The organism is Thermoactinomyces sp. CICC 10735, from assembly GCF_016055175.1.
In the GTDB taxonomy this organism is placed as follows: Bacteria; Bacillota; Bacilli; order Thermoactinomycetales; family Thermoactinomycetaceae; genus Thermoactinomyces; species Thermoactinomyces vulgaris.
The window spans coordinates 20,011-38,042 of the sequence record NZ_JAECVT010000006.1 but is presented as its reverse complement, the minus strand read 5'-3'; the positions used below and the strand labels follow the sequence as shown (position 1 = coordinate 38,042).

At 46.7% G+C, this 18,032-nt stretch carries 18 protein-coding genes; 2 read left to right on the top strand and 16 right to left on the bottom strand.

The window, feature by feature from the left end; genetic code table 11:
- Window positions 1-24: 24 nt before the first annotated feature.
- The gene (locus tag I8U23_RS12500; protein WP_232335533.1) at window positions 25-927 is read right to left on the bottom strand and encodes an NAD(P)-dependent oxidoreductase; all 903 of its coding nucleotides are present in this window, start codon (window positions 925-927) and stop codon (window positions 25-27) included.
- Between the two features lie 128 nt (window positions 928-1,055).
- On the opposite strand from I8U23_RS12500, the gene cmpA reads away from it, so the two are divergent.
- A complete protein-coding gene (gene cmpA, locus I8U23_RS12495) occupies window positions 1,056-1,190 on the top strand; it encodes a cortex morphogenetic protein CmpA (RefSeq protein ID WP_121874494.1) in 135 nt (44 codons plus the stop codon).
- Window positions 1,191-1,225: 35 nt separating this feature from the next.
- Here the strand turns inward: cmpA and I8U23_RS12490 are convergent, their stop codons facing one another.
- The 5 genes from I8U23_RS12490 to I8U23_RS12470 form a co-directional block, all read right to left on the bottom strand.
- Entirely contained in the window at window positions 1,226-3,367 is a 2,142-nt protein-coding gene (locus tag I8U23_RS12490; protein WP_198051101.1) for a Tex family protein, read from the bottom strand.
- 326 nt (window positions 3,368-3,693) lie between these two features.
- A complete protein-coding gene (locus I8U23_RS12485) occupies window positions 3,694-4,668 on the bottom strand; it encodes a hypothetical protein (RefSeq protein WP_232335532.1) in 975 nt (324 codons plus the stop codon).
- Window positions 4,669-4,742: 74 nt separating this feature from the next.
- On the bottom strand, window positions 4,743-5,969 hold the full coding sequence (locus I8U23_RS12480) for a HAMP domain-containing sensor histidine kinase (RefSeq protein WP_198051100.1): 1,227 nt from the start codon (window positions 5,967-5,969) through the stop codon (window positions 4,743-4,745).
- 196 nt (window positions 5,970-6,165) lie between these two features.
- Window positions 6,166-6,891, bottom strand: a complete 726-nt coding sequence (locus I8U23_RS12475) for a response regulator transcription factor (protein ID WP_037998069.1) — start codon at window positions 6,889-6,891, stop codon at window positions 6,166-6,168.
- A 319-nt stretch (window positions 6,892-7,210) separates the two neighbouring features.
- Window positions 7,211-7,771: a class I SAM-dependent methyltransferase gene (locus I8U23_RS12470; RefSeq protein ID WP_062843381.1), complete on the bottom strand. Its 561-nt coding sequence runs from the start codon at window positions 7,769-7,771 to the stop codon at window positions 7,211-7,213.
- 688 nt (window positions 7,772-8,459) lie between these two features.
- Between I8U23_RS12470 and I8U23_RS12465 the strand changes: the two genes are divergently transcribed.
- Complete coding sequence (locus I8U23_RS12465) at window positions 8,460-9,740, top strand: Glu/Leu/Phe/Val family dehydrogenase (RefSeq protein WP_037998052.1); 1,281 nt, start codon at window positions 8,460-8,462, stop codon at window positions 9,738-9,740.
- Between the two features lie 172 nt (window positions 9,741-9,912).
- On the opposite strand, the gene sigB is transcribed toward I8U23_RS12465, so the two are convergent.
- From sigB to I8U23_RS12415, 10 genes are all read right to left on the bottom strand, one after another.
- Window positions 9,913-10,698: an RNA polymerase sigma factor SigB gene (gene sigB, locus I8U23_RS12460; protein ID WP_062843382.1), complete on the bottom strand. Its 786-nt coding sequence runs from the start codon at window positions 10,696-10,698 to the stop codon at window positions 9,913-9,915.
- Window positions 10,661-11,149 (bottom strand): anti-sigma B factor RsbW, encoded by a 489-nt coding sequence (rsbW, locus tag I8U23_RS12455; RefSeq protein WP_037998054.1) that lies wholly within the window; start codon window positions 11,147-11,149, stop codon window positions 10,661-10,663. The genes sigB and rsbW overlap by 38 nt, the downstream gene beginning before the upstream one ends.
- A complete protein-coding gene (locus I8U23_RS12450) occupies window positions 11,146-11,481 on the bottom strand; it encodes an STAS domain-containing protein (RefSeq protein WP_037998057.1) in 336 nt (111 codons plus the stop codon). The genes rsbW and I8U23_RS12450 overlap by 4 nt, the downstream gene beginning before the upstream one ends.
- Window positions 11,478-12,539, bottom strand: coding sequence for a PP2C family protein-serine/threonine phosphatase (locus tag I8U23_RS12445; RefSeq protein ID WP_052186901.1), 1,062 nt, complete (start codon window positions 12,537-12,539; stop codon window positions 11,478-11,480). The genes I8U23_RS12450 and I8U23_RS12445 overlap by 4 nt, the downstream gene beginning before the upstream one ends.
- Before the next feature lie 273 nt (window positions 12,540-12,812).
- Window positions 12,813-13,163 carry a type II toxin-antitoxin system PemK/MazF family toxin gene (locus I8U23_RS12440; RefSeq protein WP_037998060.1) on the bottom strand — a complete coding sequence of 117 codons (351 nt, stop codon included), beginning with the start codon at window positions 13,161-13,163 and terminating at the stop codon, window positions 12,813-12,815.
- A gap of 5 nt (window positions 13,164-13,168) precedes the next feature.
- Window positions 13,169-13,420 carry a CopG family ribbon-helix-helix protein gene (locus tag I8U23_RS12435; protein ID WP_175413226.1) on the bottom strand — a complete coding sequence of 84 codons (252 nt, stop codon included), beginning with the start codon at window positions 13,418-13,420 and terminating at the stop codon, window positions 13,169-13,171.
- A gap of 223 nt (window positions 13,421-13,643) precedes the next feature.
- Complete coding sequence (gene alr / locus I8U23_RS12430) at window positions 13,644-14,852, bottom strand: alanine racemase (protein WP_232335531.1); 1,209 nt, start codon at window positions 14,850-14,852, stop codon at window positions 13,644-13,646.
- The gene (locus I8U23_RS12425; protein ID WP_037998062.1) at window positions 14,845-15,261 is read right to left on the bottom strand and encodes a YdbT family protein; all 417 of its coding nucleotides are present in this window, start codon (window positions 15,259-15,261) and stop codon (window positions 14,845-14,847) included. Before I8U23_RS12425 ends, alr begins: the two co-directional genes overlap by 8 nt.
- A 121-nt stretch (window positions 15,262-15,382) precedes the next feature.
- Complete coding sequence (locus tag I8U23_RS12420) at window positions 15,383-16,363, bottom strand: LolA family protein (protein ID WP_131470885.1); 981 nt, start codon at window positions 16,361-16,363, stop codon at window positions 15,383-15,385.
- A 95-nt stretch (window positions 16,364-16,458) separates the two neighbouring features.
- A complete protein-coding gene (locus I8U23_RS12415) occupies window positions 16,459-17,997 on the bottom strand; it encodes an NAD(P)H-hydrate dehydratase (RefSeq protein WP_198051099.1) in 1,539 nt (512 codons plus the stop codon).
- Between the last annotated feature and the right edge of the window lie 35 nt (window positions 17,998-18,032).

Below are 18,032 nucleotides of genomic sequence, written 5' to 3'. Positions count from 1 at the left end.
AAAGGAGCGGATGGATGCCGCTCCTTATTTTTTATCCACTATCTCGACATTCCCCAGCTTTTCCATCACCCGGATCAATGATTGGGTCCCGTCCTCATTTCCTCCATAGGCTTGGACCGAACGGAGAAGTTGTTGAACCACGGCCGTCCCCGGAAGGGGCAATGCCATTTTTTCCGCTTCCTCCAAAACAATCCGCAAATCTTTTTGCTGGAACCGGACCGTGAATCCGGGCGAGAGATCCCCTTTGATCAACCGGGGACCGTAATTGGACAAAGCCCAGGATCCAGCGGCCCCCCGGGTCGTCACCTCCAACATTTTTTCCAAATCCACCCCGGACTTTTTGGCAAACGCAAACGCTTCAACCATGGCCAGCAAGTTCAATCCGCACAAAATCTGGTTGCAGGCTTTGACGGTTTGCCCGGCACCCACGGGCCCGCAATGGGTGATGGAAGACCCCATCGCTTGAAAAACCGGCATCACCCGCTTTACATCTTCTTTTTCTCCGCCAACCATGATCGATAACATCCCGTTTTTCGCCCCGGTGTCCCCGCCGCTGACGGGGGCATCCATCATGATGATGCCTTTCTTTTTGGCCCGTTCGGCAAAGTCCCGGGTGGCATCGGGAGAGATGGTGCTCATATCGATCCAATAAGTCCCCGGCCGGGCCCCGTGAATCAATCCGTTTTCCCCTTCCGCCACTTGCCGCACGTCATCGGTGTCCCCGACCATGGTGATCACCAAATGGCAGGTTTTGGCCAGCTCTTTGGGAGAAGAAGCGGTTTTTGCCCCCCATTTTTCAGCTTCTTTCACTTTGGACTCCGTCCGGTTCCACACCGTAACGTCAAACCCTGCGCGGTAAAGGTTATAAGCCATTGACCGTCCCATGATCCCCAAACCGATAAAACCGATTTTCCACGATTGATCCATCATCCTCTTCCTTTCTTCGAACCAATATTCACACTTTTTATCTTACAAAATCCGTCCGGGAAGCGGAGCACATCGACCTCATTTTTACATATGTATAAATAAAAGTTTTTTTAGGGGGACCGGAAACAATGCCTAAGTGGCTGATCAAGCAACTCATGCAAGCTTTTTTCAACAAAGACCGCCGGCAAATTATTTTTTTAAACCAATGTTGGTTTGAATACCACAAGCAAGGAAAAATCCGGCTTGATTCGCCACAAGCCTGATTTTTAAAAAAAGCGCCCGCAACCGGGCACTTTTTTCAGCTTAAGGGAACCATGCTCAATCCGACTCTTTCCCGTTCAATATCCACTTCGGCCACCCACACGTCCACAATGTCACCGACCGTGACGACATCCATCGGGTTTTTCACATACTTTTCACTCATTCTCGAGATATGAACCAAACCGTCATTTTTCAGCCCGATATCCACAAAGGCGCCAAAGTCCACAACGTTCCGGACCGTTCCTTTCAAATGCATGCCGGGACTGAGGTCTTCCAGCTTCAACACATCCGAACGGAGAAGCGGTTTCGGCATTTCATCGCGGGGATCCCGACCCGGACGCAACAAAGCTTCAATGATATCCTTTAATGTGGGAACCCCGCAGCCTAACTCAGCGGCCGTTTTTTCGACATCCACTTTTTTTAACATTTCTTTGCATTCATCGGTACCGATTTGTTCCGGCTTTAATCCCGACAGGTTCAAAAGACCTTCTGCAATATGGTAAGACTCGGGGTGAATCGGGGTTTGATCCAGCGGGTTGCTCCCGTCATGAATGCGTAAAAACCCGATGCATTGCTCATATGTTTTGACCCCCAGGCGGGGAACGTCTTTCAACTCGGCGCGATCCATGAAACGGCCTTTTTCTTCTCTTTGTTTCACAATATTTTTGGCAACCGACGTACTGATCCCGGATACATATTGCAAAAGTGACGGGGAAGCGGTGTTGACATCCACCCCCACATAGTTCACGACCGATTCCACCACATTGGCCAAACTGCGGCTCAACTCTTTTTGCGAAACATCATGTTGGTATTGTCCCACGCCCACCGATTTCGGGTCGATTTTCACCAATTCCGCCAAGGGATCTTGAAAGCGGCGGGCAATGGAGACCGCGCTGCGCCGGGCGGCATCCAAATCCGGAAACTCTTCTTTGGCCAATTTGGATGCCGAGTAAACACTTGCTCCCGCTTCATTGACAATCACATAATAAACCGGGCGCGGTGCTTCTTGAATCACTTGGGCGACAAAAGCCTCCGTTTCGCGGGATGCCGTTCCGTTTCCAATGGTAATGACTTCAATCGGATACCGGTCAATCAGCGCCAACACCGTGGCTTTGGCTTCTTCCACCTTTTCCTGGGGCTTGGTCGGGTAGATCACGCCGACTTCGAGCATTTTTCCCGTTTCATCCACCACCGCCCATTTGCAACCGGTACGGTAAGCCGGATCGATCCCCAATACCGTTTTTCCGCGGACCGGCGGCTGCAACAATAAATGCCTCAGGTTTTCGGAAAAAATCTGAATGGCGTGTTCTTCCGCTTCCTCCGTCATCCGGGAACGCACTTCCCGCTCGATGGACGGGGCAATCAGCCGCTTGTAGCTGTCTTGAATCACCGATTCTAAAAAAGGATGGACCGGAATGGAAAACCACCGGGCCAACCGCTCATAAATTTTTTCTTCGTCCACGGTGATCTTGATTTTGAGGATTTCTTCGCGTTCTCCCCGGTTTACCGCCAAGATCCGGTGGGACGGCATCTTATGTACAGGCTCCGAATAATCATAATACATTTCATAAACAGACCGGGTTTCTTTATCTTTGGCGGCGGAAACCAGAATGCCCGTCTTCCAGGTGAATTCGCGCACCCATTTGCGGATCTCCGCATCCTCGGACAATTCCTCCGCCAAAATGTCCATCGCTCCCTGCAACGCTTTTTCTTTTGAATCAATTTCCTTTTCCTCATTGATAAATTGAAGCGCGGCTTCTTCAATCGCAGAAGGATCGGTCGTCTCCGCCATGATGCGCGCCAGAGGTTCCAGCCCTTTTTCACGGGCAATGGACGCTCTGGTTTTTCGCTTCGGCCGATAGGGAAGATACAAATCCTCCACTTCCTGCAACTTGGTCGCCTGCTCAATTTTTTGCCGCAACTCTTCGGTCAACTTTCCTTGTTCGTCAATGAGGCGGATCACTTCTTCTTTGCGGGTGGCAAGTTGCGTTAAATAATGATATCTTTCTTCAATCTGCCGTAATTGTTCTTCGTCCAGTTCCCGGGTCTTCTCTTTGCGGTAACGGGCAATGAAAGGAATGGTGTTTCCTTCTTCCATCAATTGGACAGCAGCTTGCACCTGTTCTGTCAAAATCCCCATCTCTTTGGCGATCAGGGAAAACATCCGTTGTTGATCCATAACTTCTATCACCTGCTTTCTTCCTCTCAAACAAAACCGAGCATTTACGGCCCAACTTTATTTATTGTAACGAAAATGCAACCGGACCGGTCCGCAGCCTGGAACAAAAGATGGAAGATTCGTTGACAAAACAATAAAACGATTTCTCCGGCCCCTGCGGAAATACCTGCCTCAACGGCGGACGACCCCTCCGGGTTTCTTGCCACCCCCGGATAAAATCCATAAAATCCGCCTTCTCCTTCCGGAAAGCCCGATAACGCAAAAACGGCTTCATATGGTTTGGCAAGTCCCATATAAAGCCGTGGCATTGTTTTTTGATCCGGGAATTATTCTTTTGAAGCGCTGTAATCGTTAAAATAAGCGACATTGTCCGAAGCCGTGTCTCCGGAAGATTTTCTCCGGTTGGCATGGAACCAGAGTTTATCCCTGTTGGCAATTCCGACCCCCTCAATCTCGAAAAGATCCGGATATTGACCGGACGTGATGCGGAAAGACAGATCATCATCGGCATGGATCGTGCCGGAAGCCGTGGAGATATTCCGGTAAACGAGGATGATGCTGACGTTCTTGTATTTTTCCACCGTATTGCCAGTCAAAGGGAAATATAATGTATTGTTGTAATAACCGATTCCCTGAGTGGCGAATTCCGTGATTTCTGTAGGGACGGGCTGATGATTGACCAACGCATCTTTAATATTTATTTGAAAAGCCTTGGTCACGTTGATCGTGCCGCTGGTTGCATTCAAAGGAAGTGAACCCCGGTAAAAAGTGGTTCCGGATTTAAAGAGAAAGTGGATGTTGTCGGCATCTTTTCCGGTGATCGCCACTCCCGACATCGCTTTATTTTCGCCATTGTATTTGATGGTGTAGTTTCCGGCTTTATAATACTTCGTCCCTTCATACTTCAGTTTCACCAGACTCATACTGCCGGCTTTCATGGTGACAACAAACATATAATAATTTCCGTTGTTGCTGTGAAGGGCAATGTCATTGGCGTGGCCAAGGTAGTTTGCATAAGTGGTTCCGTTATCCCCGTTCGTCATGAGTGTCGTGGTTCCGTCACTCATTCTCGTCCGGTAAATCACCGCCTTGGTTTCATCATTGTTGATTTTGATGGAATAGGTGTAAGTCGATCCCACGGCAAATCCTTGCGCGGCGTAACAACTGTTGGCATTGCCGAGAAGCGAAACGGTGGTATACGTGTTGTAATAAGCAGCCCCGGCCGTGTCCGGAAGCAGGATCGAAACGCACAAGGTAATCACCACAAACATCAGAAAACGCTTCATCTTTCCTGTTTTCATAAAGACCCCCCTTATGAATAATATTCTATGCATTTCTCTAATTCATCTTTATATTCAAAATAAACAAACGATATTTACTCTGCAGGAAGACGAATATGAAACCGGATCATCCCCTCCCTTTGACAGGCTTGAATCGTTCCTTGATGCATTTCCACAATCCGCTTCACGATTGCCAACCCCAATCCCGATCCGCCTTTGGACCTGGAGGGATCCCCCGTGACAAACATCCCGAACAGTTGTTGAAACGTGTCCGGATCGACCGGTTCAGCCGGATTCCCGATTTCGATCACCGCTTTCTTTTCTTGTTGATGTGTCATGATTTCCAAAAACCCCGGCCTCTTTGCATAGCGAACGGCATTTTGAATGAGATTGTCAAACAACCGCACCATCAAAAGCGGATCTCCTTTGACCCGCAGTTCCCCGTTGCATAACATCTTTTTTATTTCCAAGTCATTCTGCTCCCTCAACATGAATGATTCTTCCAATAACTGTTCCAACAAAGTATTTAAGGATATGGTTTCTTTTTGGATTTGGATTTGATCATGCGTCAACCTGGCATAATCAAACAAGTCATCGATCATTTGTTTCATCTTTTCAGCTTTTGAAAGGGCGATCTTAACAGATGAAACCAAATCTTCTTTTTTCATGTCTGAATGGTCCTGCACGAATCTCAAATAGCCGATGACAGAAGTCAGAGGAGTCCGAAGGTCATGGGAAATGCCGGTGATGAGTCCGGTGCGTTCCCGCTCCGCTTTTTGTTCTTGCTCCCGGTTTTTTTCCAATTGTTCCGCCATCCGGTTCACATGAACCGCCATCGAGGCAACTTCATCCCGTCCCGTCTCTTGCAAACGACAGCTGAAGTTCCCTGCTGCAATCTCATTCATTCCTTGAACAACCATTTTTATCTGCTTTAATTTCTTATTTGTCAGAAGGAAATAAACCATGATAAAGATAAGAACAGCGGTAAGCGACGTCAGGACAGAATTAACTCTTTGATAAGCCCCGGTGACCGGACGTTCCTTCTTGCCGGCAATAAAATAAACATCCTTATTCTTTAACGAAAAAGGGTACAATGCAACAATTTCTCTTGATCCCAAGTCATGACGGACGGCTTCTTCTTGTCGGGCCATCTTCATCTGTATTTGATAAAGATCCACTTTGGTTTCCGAAACATTTCCCGAATGATAAAGAACATCCCCTTCCTTGCTTACAATCATCAGCTTCATGCCTGTTTTTTTCATTTGCCGGTTTAAGGAATGATTGATTTCATCCGGTTGCATTTGTTGAATGACGGGAGCCAAACCTTTGATCCTTTGTTGTAATCCAAAGTTAGACGGATAAGTATAATAGGGTTCAGTCGTATAAAAAATATATTTTGTGAATCCAAATGAAAGCCATGCACAAACCGCGCTTATCAGGACCATCCCGATCATTTGGATCCTGAAACTGCCCGCAATCCTTTGGTACAAATATAGAAAAGCTTGAGGGATCCACTTTTTAACCACGGGAATCCCGGGCCGGTGATGACTGAACTTTATAACCAACCCCCCATACTGTTTGAATCACCATTGGCCGTTTGGGATCCAGTTCAACCTTTTCCCGAATCTTTCGAATATGAACCATAATGGTGTTATTGGATGTCAACATCGGTTCATTCCATACCCTTTCATAAATTTGTTCAGCGGTAAAAACCACTCCGGGATGGCGGGCCAGCAAAACCAAGATATCAAATTCTCTGGGGGTGAGCCGGACTTCTTTTTCATTGGCAAAAACTTGTCTTGAAAGCAGATGGATGGTCAGATGCTGAACCGTAATCACATCATCTTGACGGAAACTTTTCGTATCAAAATGAAGATACCTTCGCAAATGAGCTTTGATCCGGGCCACCAGCTCCAATGGATTGAAAGGTTTGGTCACATAATCGTCGGCCCCGATACTCAACCCCTGAATTTTATCCAAGTCATTCGTTTTCGCAGTCAGCATGATAATCGGCATCCAGTATTTTTCCCGTATGCGGATACAGGCTTCCAACCCGTCCATTTCCGGCATCATCAAGTCCAACACCATTAAGTCAATGGCATGGGAATCGGCCAACTGCAATGCTTCCTTTCCATTGGTCGCCTGTAAAATGCGATATCCTTCGTTGTGTAAATAAAGTTGCATGAACTGTCGGATTTCTTGATCATCATCGACGAGCAGAATCACCGGTTGATCATTTCTCATCGTGTTTTTCCAACCGCCTTTTTCTTTGAGTTTGAACCATCCAAGTGTCAAGTGCCAAAAAAACAGCACAGCGCTTGCAGGAAGAGATGAAACTTTCCATGAACACCCCCTCAAACAGGGCATCATCTGTCGAGGAAAACCGTTCCCCGCATTCTGTCAGATCCTTTTTCCAACGGCCCCCAAATTCTCCCCTGTGACCCGGTGACAATCCGAAAAAACACGCTCCCCGGCCATAACAGAAAAAAACAGAGCAGCATGATCTTATTCAACACCCAACCCCCAATAAATCACTTCTCTTGGATCCAATAAATCCTCCTCCTTATTTTGAACATACATAAACAAAACCAGGGGGCAAATTCGCGGGTACAAACCGCACTTCCACTTTTCCGAAACAACTTCTGAGCATTGGCAACATGTGCAAAGAATATTGATAAGCCACAAACACCCCGTTACAAGACAATACTTTCTGTATTTCATCCAATATCTTCAAGCAATCTTGTTTGGAAAAATTGGCAAAAGGCAACGAAGAAACCACACAATCCGCCTCATTCATTCCCTGCAGGCGTAATTCCTGTTTCAGATTTCTTGCATCACAACAGTGAACAAACCTTGGAAATTGATTTTTTAAATACCGGCGGAGTTCAGGATCCAGTTCAAAAGTGATCACCCGGCAGGAATGATTCACCCGGTTTGCAATTTCCCGGGTCACAACTCCGGTTCCCGCTCCCAATTCCAATACCGTTTTGGTTTGGTCCCAATTTACCGGTTTCAACAAGGAATTGACAAGATACTTGGAACTCGGGGTGATACTGCCGATGGTTCTTGGCGAAGACATGAATTTCGAGAAAAAAAGGATTCTTTGCATGAGCGATTGCATCATTTCGCATCCCCTTTTTGTGAATTTGAATACAAGATAAATCATGATTCTTAAAATAAATAAAGCTTTTTTCTTATCATTTCCTTAAGAAACATTTTCTTGCGCAAAGCCCCTTCTTCGTCAGCTTGTCCCAACCAATCATCTTAATATTCTTAAAAAACGAAGATGAAACGCCTTCGTTCCTTTATGCCGGACAATGTTAAAAAGGGAGAAGCCATTATGAACAGGCAAGTCCCCTTTTGAAACAGGAGATTGTTCAACTCAGCACATACCAATGATAGCGCATTCATAAATAAAATTTATCATTCCAAAACAAAACTCATAAAAATACAAATCAATTAAAAAATCATACGGACTGAAATTCATTTTTCATTCGAACCGGCTCTTTCATAAAACTGCTTTTTTTAAAGACCAAAACAAAGGAAATATGTGGTAAACGCTGTGATGCTTATAACTTCTGGTTTTGGAAAACATTAATAAACGGGTTCTCTCGTGCAATCCTTTGCTTGAAAAAGAAAAATTATACAATTAGAAATTAAGTGTGGAAGAAACCCATGGATGTTTGGTAAACTATTTTATATAAATATTTATTCATTTTGATTAATAGAATGTTATTAATTCTATTAATCAAAAAATTTATTATCTAAAAGTTTTTTGTGAACAATTTTACTAATGAAAGGATGATTCAACATTGCCAGTATCCACCGTTACGTCTGACAAACTTGAGTCTTTGAATCCGTATGAAATTGTTCAGATTCAGATTGATCAAGCTGGCAAGAAGCTGGGGGTTTCCGAGGATATTCTTAATATTCTTAAAAAGCCGAAACGCGTTTTGAGTGTCTCCTTCCCCGTCAAAATGGATGATGGTTCCATCCGTGTCTTTGAAGGATTCCGCTCCCAGCACACCGATGCCATGGGGCCGACCAAAGGGGGCATCCGCTTTCATCCCGATGTCACGATGGATGAAGTCAAAGCTTTGTCCATGTGGATGAGTTTCAAATGTGCGGTGACCGATGTTCCTTATGGCGGCGGAAAAGGAGGCGTCATCTGCGATCCGCGCAAGTTGAGCAAAGGTGAGATTGAGCGTGTCAGCCGCGGCTTCATTGAAGCCATTGCCGATATCGTCGGGCCGGAAAAAGACATTCCTGCTCCCGATGTCTATACCAATGCCCAAACCATGGGTTGGATGATGGATACTTACAGCCGGATGAAAGGAAAATTCAGCCCCGGAGTCATCACCGGAAAACCCCTCAGCCTGGGCGGATCCAAAGGACGCAATGAAGCAACGGCAAGAGGTTGTGCCTTTGCCATTGAGCAGGCAATGGAAAAGTTAAACAACCCCCTCCAAGGCGCCACTGTGGCGGTGCAAGGATTCGGAAATGCCGGCCGCATCGTTGCCGATTTGTTGGCCGAAAAAGGTTGCAAAATTGTTGCCGTCAGTGACACCTCGGGCGCCATTTACCAAAAAGACGGTTTAAACCTTCAAGAAGTCAAAAAATTGAAGGATGACAAAAACAGCAAAATCACCGATCTCCCCGATGCACAGATCCTCGAAAATCCGGAAGAAATCTTGGAATTGGATGTGGACATTCTCGTTCCGGCCGCACTGGAAAATGTGATTACCCGCAAAAACGCTGATCGCATCCAAGCCAAGGTTGTCGCCGAAGCAGCCAACGGACCGACAACCCCCAAAGCTGACGAAGTTTTATTCAAAAAAGGAGTGCATTTGATCCCCGACATTCTGGCCAATGCCGGAGGAGTCATTGTCTCTTATTTCGAATGGGTGCAAAACCTGATGCATTATTATTGGACCGAAGAAGAAGTCAACAGCAAACTGAAAGAAAAAATCGTGCGTTCTTACAATGAGGTCTACGATCTTGCCCAAAAAGAAAACACGGATCTGCGCACGGCAGCATATATGGTGGCCATCAAACGGATTACGGAAGCCATTGAAGCCAGAGGCTGGATCTGATCAAGCGTTCTCTCCTTCCCTCTTTTGAAAGCGGGAACCGGTCATTCCTCACGCTTCATCCCTCTGTCTGTTTCTGAAAAGCACGGCTCCTCCAGGCTCCTCTGATCGAACCCGGAACCTGGAGGAGCATTTTTTGCCCAAAATAAAAAAGCATACCTCAACAAGGTACACTTCATATCACTTCGGAAGGCTCCATCCGGATTGCCTGCCTCAATTTTTGCAAGGCCCGGCGCTGCAAACGGGATACATGCATCTGGGAAATTCCCAACCGGTCCCCTGCCTGTTTTTGGCTGAGGTTTTCAAAAAAGGTTAATTTTAATATCTCTTGTTCCCTTTCACTTAAAGCTGAAAAAATTTTCTCCAATAACAATTTCCGGTCAATTTGTTCGAATTCTTTATCCTCTGTTCCCACCAGATCCAGCAGGGTCACCTGACTTCCGTCATTGCTTGCCTCGATGGGGTTATCCACAGAAACCGCATGATAACTTCGTCCCATCTCCATCGTTTCCAAGACTTCCTCATCACTGACTCCCAAATACTCCGCGATCTCATTCACACGAGGCGAACGCTGCAATTGAGCCGTCAAGTCTTCCACCGCCTTTTTGATCCGGGGCCCCAGCTCCTTAATCCGCCTGGGAACGTGAACGCTCCAGGTTTTATCCCGCATATGCCGTTTGATTTCGCCTACAATGGTAGGGACGGCAAAACTTTCAAAGTTCCGCCCCATGGACAAATCAAATCGTTTCAGCGATGCAATCAATCCGATCATTCCCACTTGCACCAAATCTTCATACGGTTCATTGCCGTATGCAAATTTATGCGCAATGGTTTCGACCAGATCGCGATAATGATGGATCAAGGTTTCCTGTGCTTTTGAATCCTCATTTTTCTGAAAGCGGCTGATCAAATCCAGTATTTGGTCATCGGTTAGTGGGGAAGGATGTGGACGTTTCGACATGATTTTCCACCACGTCCTTTCGGATATACTTGGTCATTCTCACAATGACTCCGTTATCACCTTTGATATCGACGTGATCCATCAAGGATTTAATCAAGTACAACCCCAACCCGCGTTCACGGATCCCGTTCATGGAACCGCTCATTTTAATCGGGCCGGTTCTCTTTTGCACTTCATCCAGATCAAAGCTGTTTCCGCGGTCGATCACTTCAATCTGAATGCGGTTGGGGAAAATATTGCAAGTCACCTCAATTTCGCCTTCACCGCCGCAATAAGCATGATCGACAGCATTGGTGCAAGCTTCGGAAACTGCCAATTTCAGATCCTCGATGTCATCATAAGAAAACCCCATGCGATTGGCAATTCCAGATACAGTCAATCTTGCAATCCCAACATAATCCGGTTTGGCGGGAATCATCAAATTAACCAAATCCAAGGGTTTATCACTCATTTGCGGCCATCCTCCTGCGCTTGATCTTCAATTTCCATAATCTCATACAAACCTGTGATTTTAAAAAGACGGGACAACCGGGGATTCATACCGGATATGATCAGTTTTCCTGCCGTTTGCCTTTGTGCTTTGTATGCCCCGATTAAAACGCCGAGCCCGGTGCTGTCGATATAATCCACTTGTGACAAATTGACCGTGATCCGTTTTTTTCCGTCACAAAGAGGCAGTAACTTTTCCCTTAACTTGGGAGCAGTATATACGTCAACTTCCCCTTCCACCATGACTGTGATCTGATTCTCTTTCTCCTTTTTTTCGTGCACAACCAGATTCATTCACCCACGACCTCCTTCTGCTCTGGGTCCCCCGTATCCATTTCATCTGCGTCACGTTTTAAAATAACAATCGTTTGATCATCTCGAATTTTATAACCACACATATCATAAAGTGCTTGGTGAATGGTTTCAACAGATTCTTGCGCCGGGAGATGAATATGCGTGCGGATAATCTCTTTCAACATATCCCGCTCAATAAATCGGCCATCCACTTTACACTCCGTTACCCCGTCGGAAAATAATATAATCGCATCTTGAGGTGATAACCGGATTTTATATTCCGGATACCTGACTTCCCTGGATACGCCAAGCACAAGCCCCTTGGTCTCCAGATCAACAAACTCGCCGGTTTCATGGCAATAATAGAGCCCGGGTTCATGCCCGGCGGTAGCATACCGAAAATGATGGTTCAACGAATCATATACCCCGTAAACCATGGTGATAAACATACTCGGATCCACATTGCGCTCCACCACGGTGTTTAAATCGCGCAAAACCTGGGACGGCGATAAAGGAGCGGACGGTTGATCATCCAGCCGGTCCATCGCATATTTAATCATCGACATACAAAGAGCCGCGGGAATCCCTTTTCCGATAATATCGGCAATAGCGATGCCCAGCGATCCCGAACCATGATCAACGAAGTTATAGTAATCGCCGCTCATCTGTTTGGCGGCCACACTCACCACGCCAATATCGACGCCTCCCAACTTCGGAGGCCCGTCCGGCAACAAAGTTTGTTGCATTCCGACCGCCACTTCGATCTCATTTTCCAATTCCCGGTGCCGATTGACCAGTTTCTCTTTTTCACGATAAGAAATGCCGTAGCCGATCATGATCTCAATCAACAGATCAAACGAGGCTTTCAGATCATCCGACATATCGGGATATTGCTCTTTCATGGCATTGACATGCATGTTTACCACTTCGTCCGGAGGAATCCGCTTTTCCAAAAACCATTTACTCAGCTGCTGCACACTATACAAATGATCTTCTTTTTTTGAAGTAATATATGAAGCCAAAAGCTTCTGATATAACTTTTTTAAATGAATGTCCATATTGGTCTCCTTGATCCGCCTTCAATATTAAACAGAACAATCCATTTTGGAAATAAAATAACACAGATATAAAAGAAATAAAATATGCACACGACTTGCTGAACGATTCTATTATACCACCCTTTTCTTTTGTTGGCTGAATCCAAGGATTGCAAAACGGATGAGATCAACCATGCGAAAAAAACCCGGCAAACACCATCCCGCAAAGAAAAAAACCGGGGCCTTCCCCGATTTTCGCACAAAAAAAGAATGGACGGCTCCATCCATTCTTTGCTAGAAGTTAATCATACCCAAACTGATCATTAACGCTTCATTGACACGATTCATCATTTCATCATCCAGATGAGTGATTTTATCCGTCAGCCTTTGCTTATCGATCGTTCGGATTTGTTCCAACAATATGACCGAGTCACGATCAAACCCGTATGCTTTGGCATCGATTTCCACATGCGTAGGTAATTTGGCCTTTTGAATTTGAGCTGTAATCGCGGCGACGATCACGGTGGGGCTGAACCGATTGCCAATATCATTTTGAATCACCAAAACAGGCCGAACCCCACCTTGTTCGGATCCGACCACAGGGGATAGATCAGCAAAATAAACATCGCCACGTTTCACAATCAAATCAATTACACCCCACTAACCAATCGATCCAAAGTATCTTCAGCCTCTTCTTCTGCCTCAAATGCTTCCGAAGCGATGTTGAGATTGATGCGTGCCATCTCCATGTAGCCGCGTTGCATCATTTCACGAATCAGACGCTTTTTCCGCTCTTGGAGATACATTCTCATCGCTTGGCGGATAAACTCACTCCGATTGGAATTTTCCCTCGCCACAACGCCATCCACTTCTTGAAGCAATTTTGTTGGCAGGCTGATCATGATTCTTTTTGTACCGGACAAATGAAGCACCCCCAACCAATCATCACCGTTTAAATTCCCCTATCAATACTACCATTATGATGAAGATGTTGCAAAAATATACTTATCATTCATCAATAAACCAACATAAAAGCAAAAACCTAGTTTAATCTATTCGCTCAAGTATATAAAATTCCTTCACTCAACATGTTTATACATAAAATATTAACAGTTGTCCATGCTGTCAAGTAAGACACTGCATCCGCACCGGCTCCCGCAACCGGTTGACGATTCCCGTCACTTTCCCGTCACGCAAGTAAACCCTCGGAATACGGTGGCTCAACATACAGGTGACTTCATAATGAATGGTTCCAAGCATATCGGCCACTTCATCCACCGAAATGACATTTTGCTGTTGTCTTCCGTACAGCACCACTTCCTGTCCGACTTCAACAGGCATCACCCCGGTCACATTCAACATCAATTGGTCCATGCAGATGCGGCCCACAATCGGCACCTTTTGCCCGTGAATCAGTGCATGCCCGCGATTGGACAAGTGGCGGTTGATCCCGTCGGCATACCCAACCGGAATCGCGGCAATCCACTCTTCCCCGTTGACGACATACGTTTTTCCGTAACTGATTCCAGTGCCGGCGGGCGGTTTCTTGACGGAAGAAACTTTGGTTTTTAGAGTCAAAACCGGTTTTAGCGAAACCGATTTGCGGTTCACTTCCGCCGAAGGGTAAAAACCGTACACACTGACTCCCAACCGCACCATGTCGTATGCGTATTCATTGAGATCAATGGCCCCTGCGCTGTTGGCGATATGCACCAGCGGCGGCCGGAGATGATTTTCGGACAAGATTTCAATCACTTTCCGAAACTTTTGCTCCTGGCTCAGAGCGTAATCCTTGTCGGCCTCGTCAGCCGTCGCATAATGGGTAAAGATTCCTTCCCATTCAATGTGTGGCGACTGTTCCAGTTTCCGTGCAAAAGACAACACTTCTTCCGGAGCCAGTCCCAATCTTCCCATGCCGGTGTCCACTTTGACATGAACACGCAAGGGTTTGCCCGCTTTGATCGCGGCCTCTTCCATCTTCCGCAAATGCTCCGGCAAATAAACCGTGCAGGTCAAGTCGTAATCAACCGCCGTTTGATACGCATGCGGCGGCGTATAACCCAAAATCAAAATGGGGGCGGTGATCCCTGCATTCCTCAGTTCAACCGCTTCATCCACAAAGGCTACCGCCAAATAAGAAGCCCCTGCCGACAAAGCAGTTTTGGATACTTCCACCGCTCCATGCCCGTAAGCGTCCGCTTTCACGACAACCATCATTTTGACTTGTTTCTCCAAATGCCTGCGAAATTCATAAATGTTGTGTGTAAGCGCATCCAAATCCACTTCAACGACTGTATCCCTGCCCATATAATCTGCCCAATTCAATTCAGCCATATTTTATCACTTCCAATTGACCGTTTAACTTTTCTAAAAAATGATTGCTTACCAGTAAGTATTCCCTTTTGCCACGAATTACATATCCATACGGTAAATCAAAATCTTTTGTCATCTCCTGCAAAGGAATCGTTTCGGTGCGGGATCTCATCCGAATTTCCAAACGGTCAGGATAAAGCGTGTAGTGCGGGCGCAACCAACATCGGTAAAGACAGGGAAAACCAAAGAAAACGACCATGGCAAGTCCAATGACCGAAAATATGAAAGGCTGACTGCGAAAGGGAAAAAACATGAGGATGACGAGAAGCCCCAAAACAAAAGCAAACGACTCCATCATCCGCATCCAGCGCTTTTTCCGATAAAGAAGGGTCCAGTACGAAGTGTGCTCTTTTACAATCTGTCGGTTCATGATTTGCTTCATCCCTTTACCGCAAACGCTAGAAAGTATTATACCAGCTTTCTTTTCTTCTTGAAAGAAAAATGAATGCATGCGGGCTTCTCTCAGAAACCCGCCGTTTCAGCAGGAATCATTATTTGACCAGCTGATCAAAGGTGGAATTGGCGATTTTCACCATTTCCTCCTCCGCCAGCTTTCCAATCATTTCAAATTCCACCCCTTGATAAGTCCATGCCAGCCGTTTCATCTCCCCGGACTCCAACAAGACTCCGATGGCGCTTTTTAATTCAACAGGTTTTCCCATCAGCGGCAGGCTGGTGGCGACGGTTTGCGGCTTCCGTTGGGTCAAAGTAAAATTTTTTTCCCCTTGAAAACGCATGATTTGAACCGGTCCCTCCGGGGTTTGGATCGTTTGTTCACTCACCAGATGGCTCTTTTCCGGAATATAGCCGGGCAACACGGACGCCAATTCGTTATTATCCGGTTTCGCGGGAGCGACGACTTGTTTTTCCATTGACGGGAGATCCTTCATGTTCCGCTCCGTATCAAAAGCATCGTCGTCAAAGGTCGCATCCAATCGGAAACGGTCAAATTGCACTTGCATCAGCTTTTGGTTTTGTTCACTCAGAACTTCCAGACGGGTCGGCAACAGCTTGGAATCCAACCAGATTTTTTGTTTGGCGGCTTCCTGATTAAACGGATATTTTGCGGATACTTCCAATTGATATGCTTTTTTCTCTGCCTGAAACATACGTTCTTCATCGTCAATAATGCTTTGGATGATGGATTGGTATAAATAAATCTGCCCGTTCGTTTGCGGCCAGTCGCTTTGAAAACGAAAGCTTTTTTTCAGATGGGGAGTCAACACAAAGACCCCTTCATCATTCCGCAAAATAATTTGAGTGATGTTTTTCTTTACATTTTTAATGGAAACCCGATAAAAAGAAGGTTTCTTATACCAGACTTCAATGTCATAGACTTGTGGCTCGGAGCTGGTTAAAATCGTCATTTTCCCGTGGCTGATGTATGACTCCATTTTTTCCGTCCGCTGTGCCAGTTCACTGACCACATCTTGTTCATTTTTGACACCACATCCGGCCACTGCCAATAGCATGAGGCAGATCCAAAAACAGAAAAATGGTTTCTTCCGACACATAGAACCATCCCTTTCGTCAATTTCCCGGGAAATGTGTCGGCTAGCGAGGGACATCACTCGACAAATTCCTGGCGGACCGCGCGTTGAATCCCGTCCAGCAAATCAGTATACACCATACTGTGCGGATGGGTTCCGCTCAACCCGGCGGCTTTTCCATGCAGGTAAACGGCCATGGCCGCCGCTTCCAGCGGCGAAACCTTTTGTGCCAGAAGGGAACCGATCATCCCGGTCAACACGTCGCCGGAACCGGCTTTGGCCAGTGCAGGACTTCCTGTCGGATTCAGAAACACCGTGCCGTCAGGATGGGCAATCAATGTAAACCTTCCTTTTAAAACAACAATCATTCCGGTATGCTTGGCAAATGAACGGGCCACATCCACCCGGCCGGCCTCCACTTCCTTTACCGACAGGGAGGTCAGGCGGGCCATTTCTCCAGGATGAGGCGTGATAATCGCCGGCGCCTTTCTGTGCCGGAGATCTCCGAGCAAATCCGGATAAGCCGCCAAAATATTCAATGCATCCGCATCCAGCACCAGCGGTCCTTGCATGGAAGAAAGGACGTCCCGCAACCATTTGTCTTCCCCCTCAAACCTTCCAAGCCCCGGACCGATGGCCATTGCAGAAATTTGACCGGCTTTTTCTTGGAACCTGTCAGCACTGTTGGGATGAAAGGTGCCTTCTCCCGGCCACGGCCAAATCAACGGCTGCGTGACTTTGGCAGCCAGTGCGTGTCTTTCCGACTCCGGAACGGCGAGGGTCACATAACCCGCTCCCATCCGGTAAGCCGCTTCGCCTGCCATGCATATGGCGCCGAGCATCCCTTTGCTTCCGCCGATCAGGAGCAAGTGGCCGTGGCTTCCTTTGTGTGACCAAGGATCGCGGGGAGACCAGCTTTTTTTCCACCATACCGGATCATTCAACCTTCCCTTTGGTTTCAACTCCGGCTTTAATACCGGAGGCAATCCGATCTCTTTGATGACCAATTCGCCGCTCAATTCTTTTCCTTGCCGTGAAAAATGCCCCCATTTGGGATATTGGAACGTGACAGTCAAGTCTGCTTTTACTTTTTCTGAATCAATGCTTGCTCCATCTGTATGAAGTCCTGTCGGCAAATCGACGGAAACCACCCATTTCCCGGAAGCATTGATTTGTTCCACCACTTCTTTGACGGGCGGACGCAGACTTCCGTTCACTCCCGTCCCCAAAAGGGCATCCACAATCACGCCGGCCTGGCTGAGATCGGATTTCAATGCATCCAGTCTCCCGGAATGATACGTTTGAATGGGCGTAAACGATTGCAGCACGTGATAAAAAACCTTTGCATCCGGGGTGAGTTGATCCGGATTTCCGACAAGCCAGCAAGCCACATCCCAATTTCGGTACAAGAGATAACGGGCGATCACCCAACCGTCTCCCCCGTTATTCCCTTTTCCCGCCAGGATCACCGCTTTTTGCGGTTTGGGAAACCGTTTTGTGATTTCGTCCGCGACCGATCTCCCGGCATTTTCCATCAACACCGTTCCGGGAAGGCCGGTTTCTTCCATGATCCGTTCCTCAATCCTCCGCATTTCTTCTGCCGTGACCAAATACAACGTTTGTCCCTCCTAACCGCGTTATATATGTATGT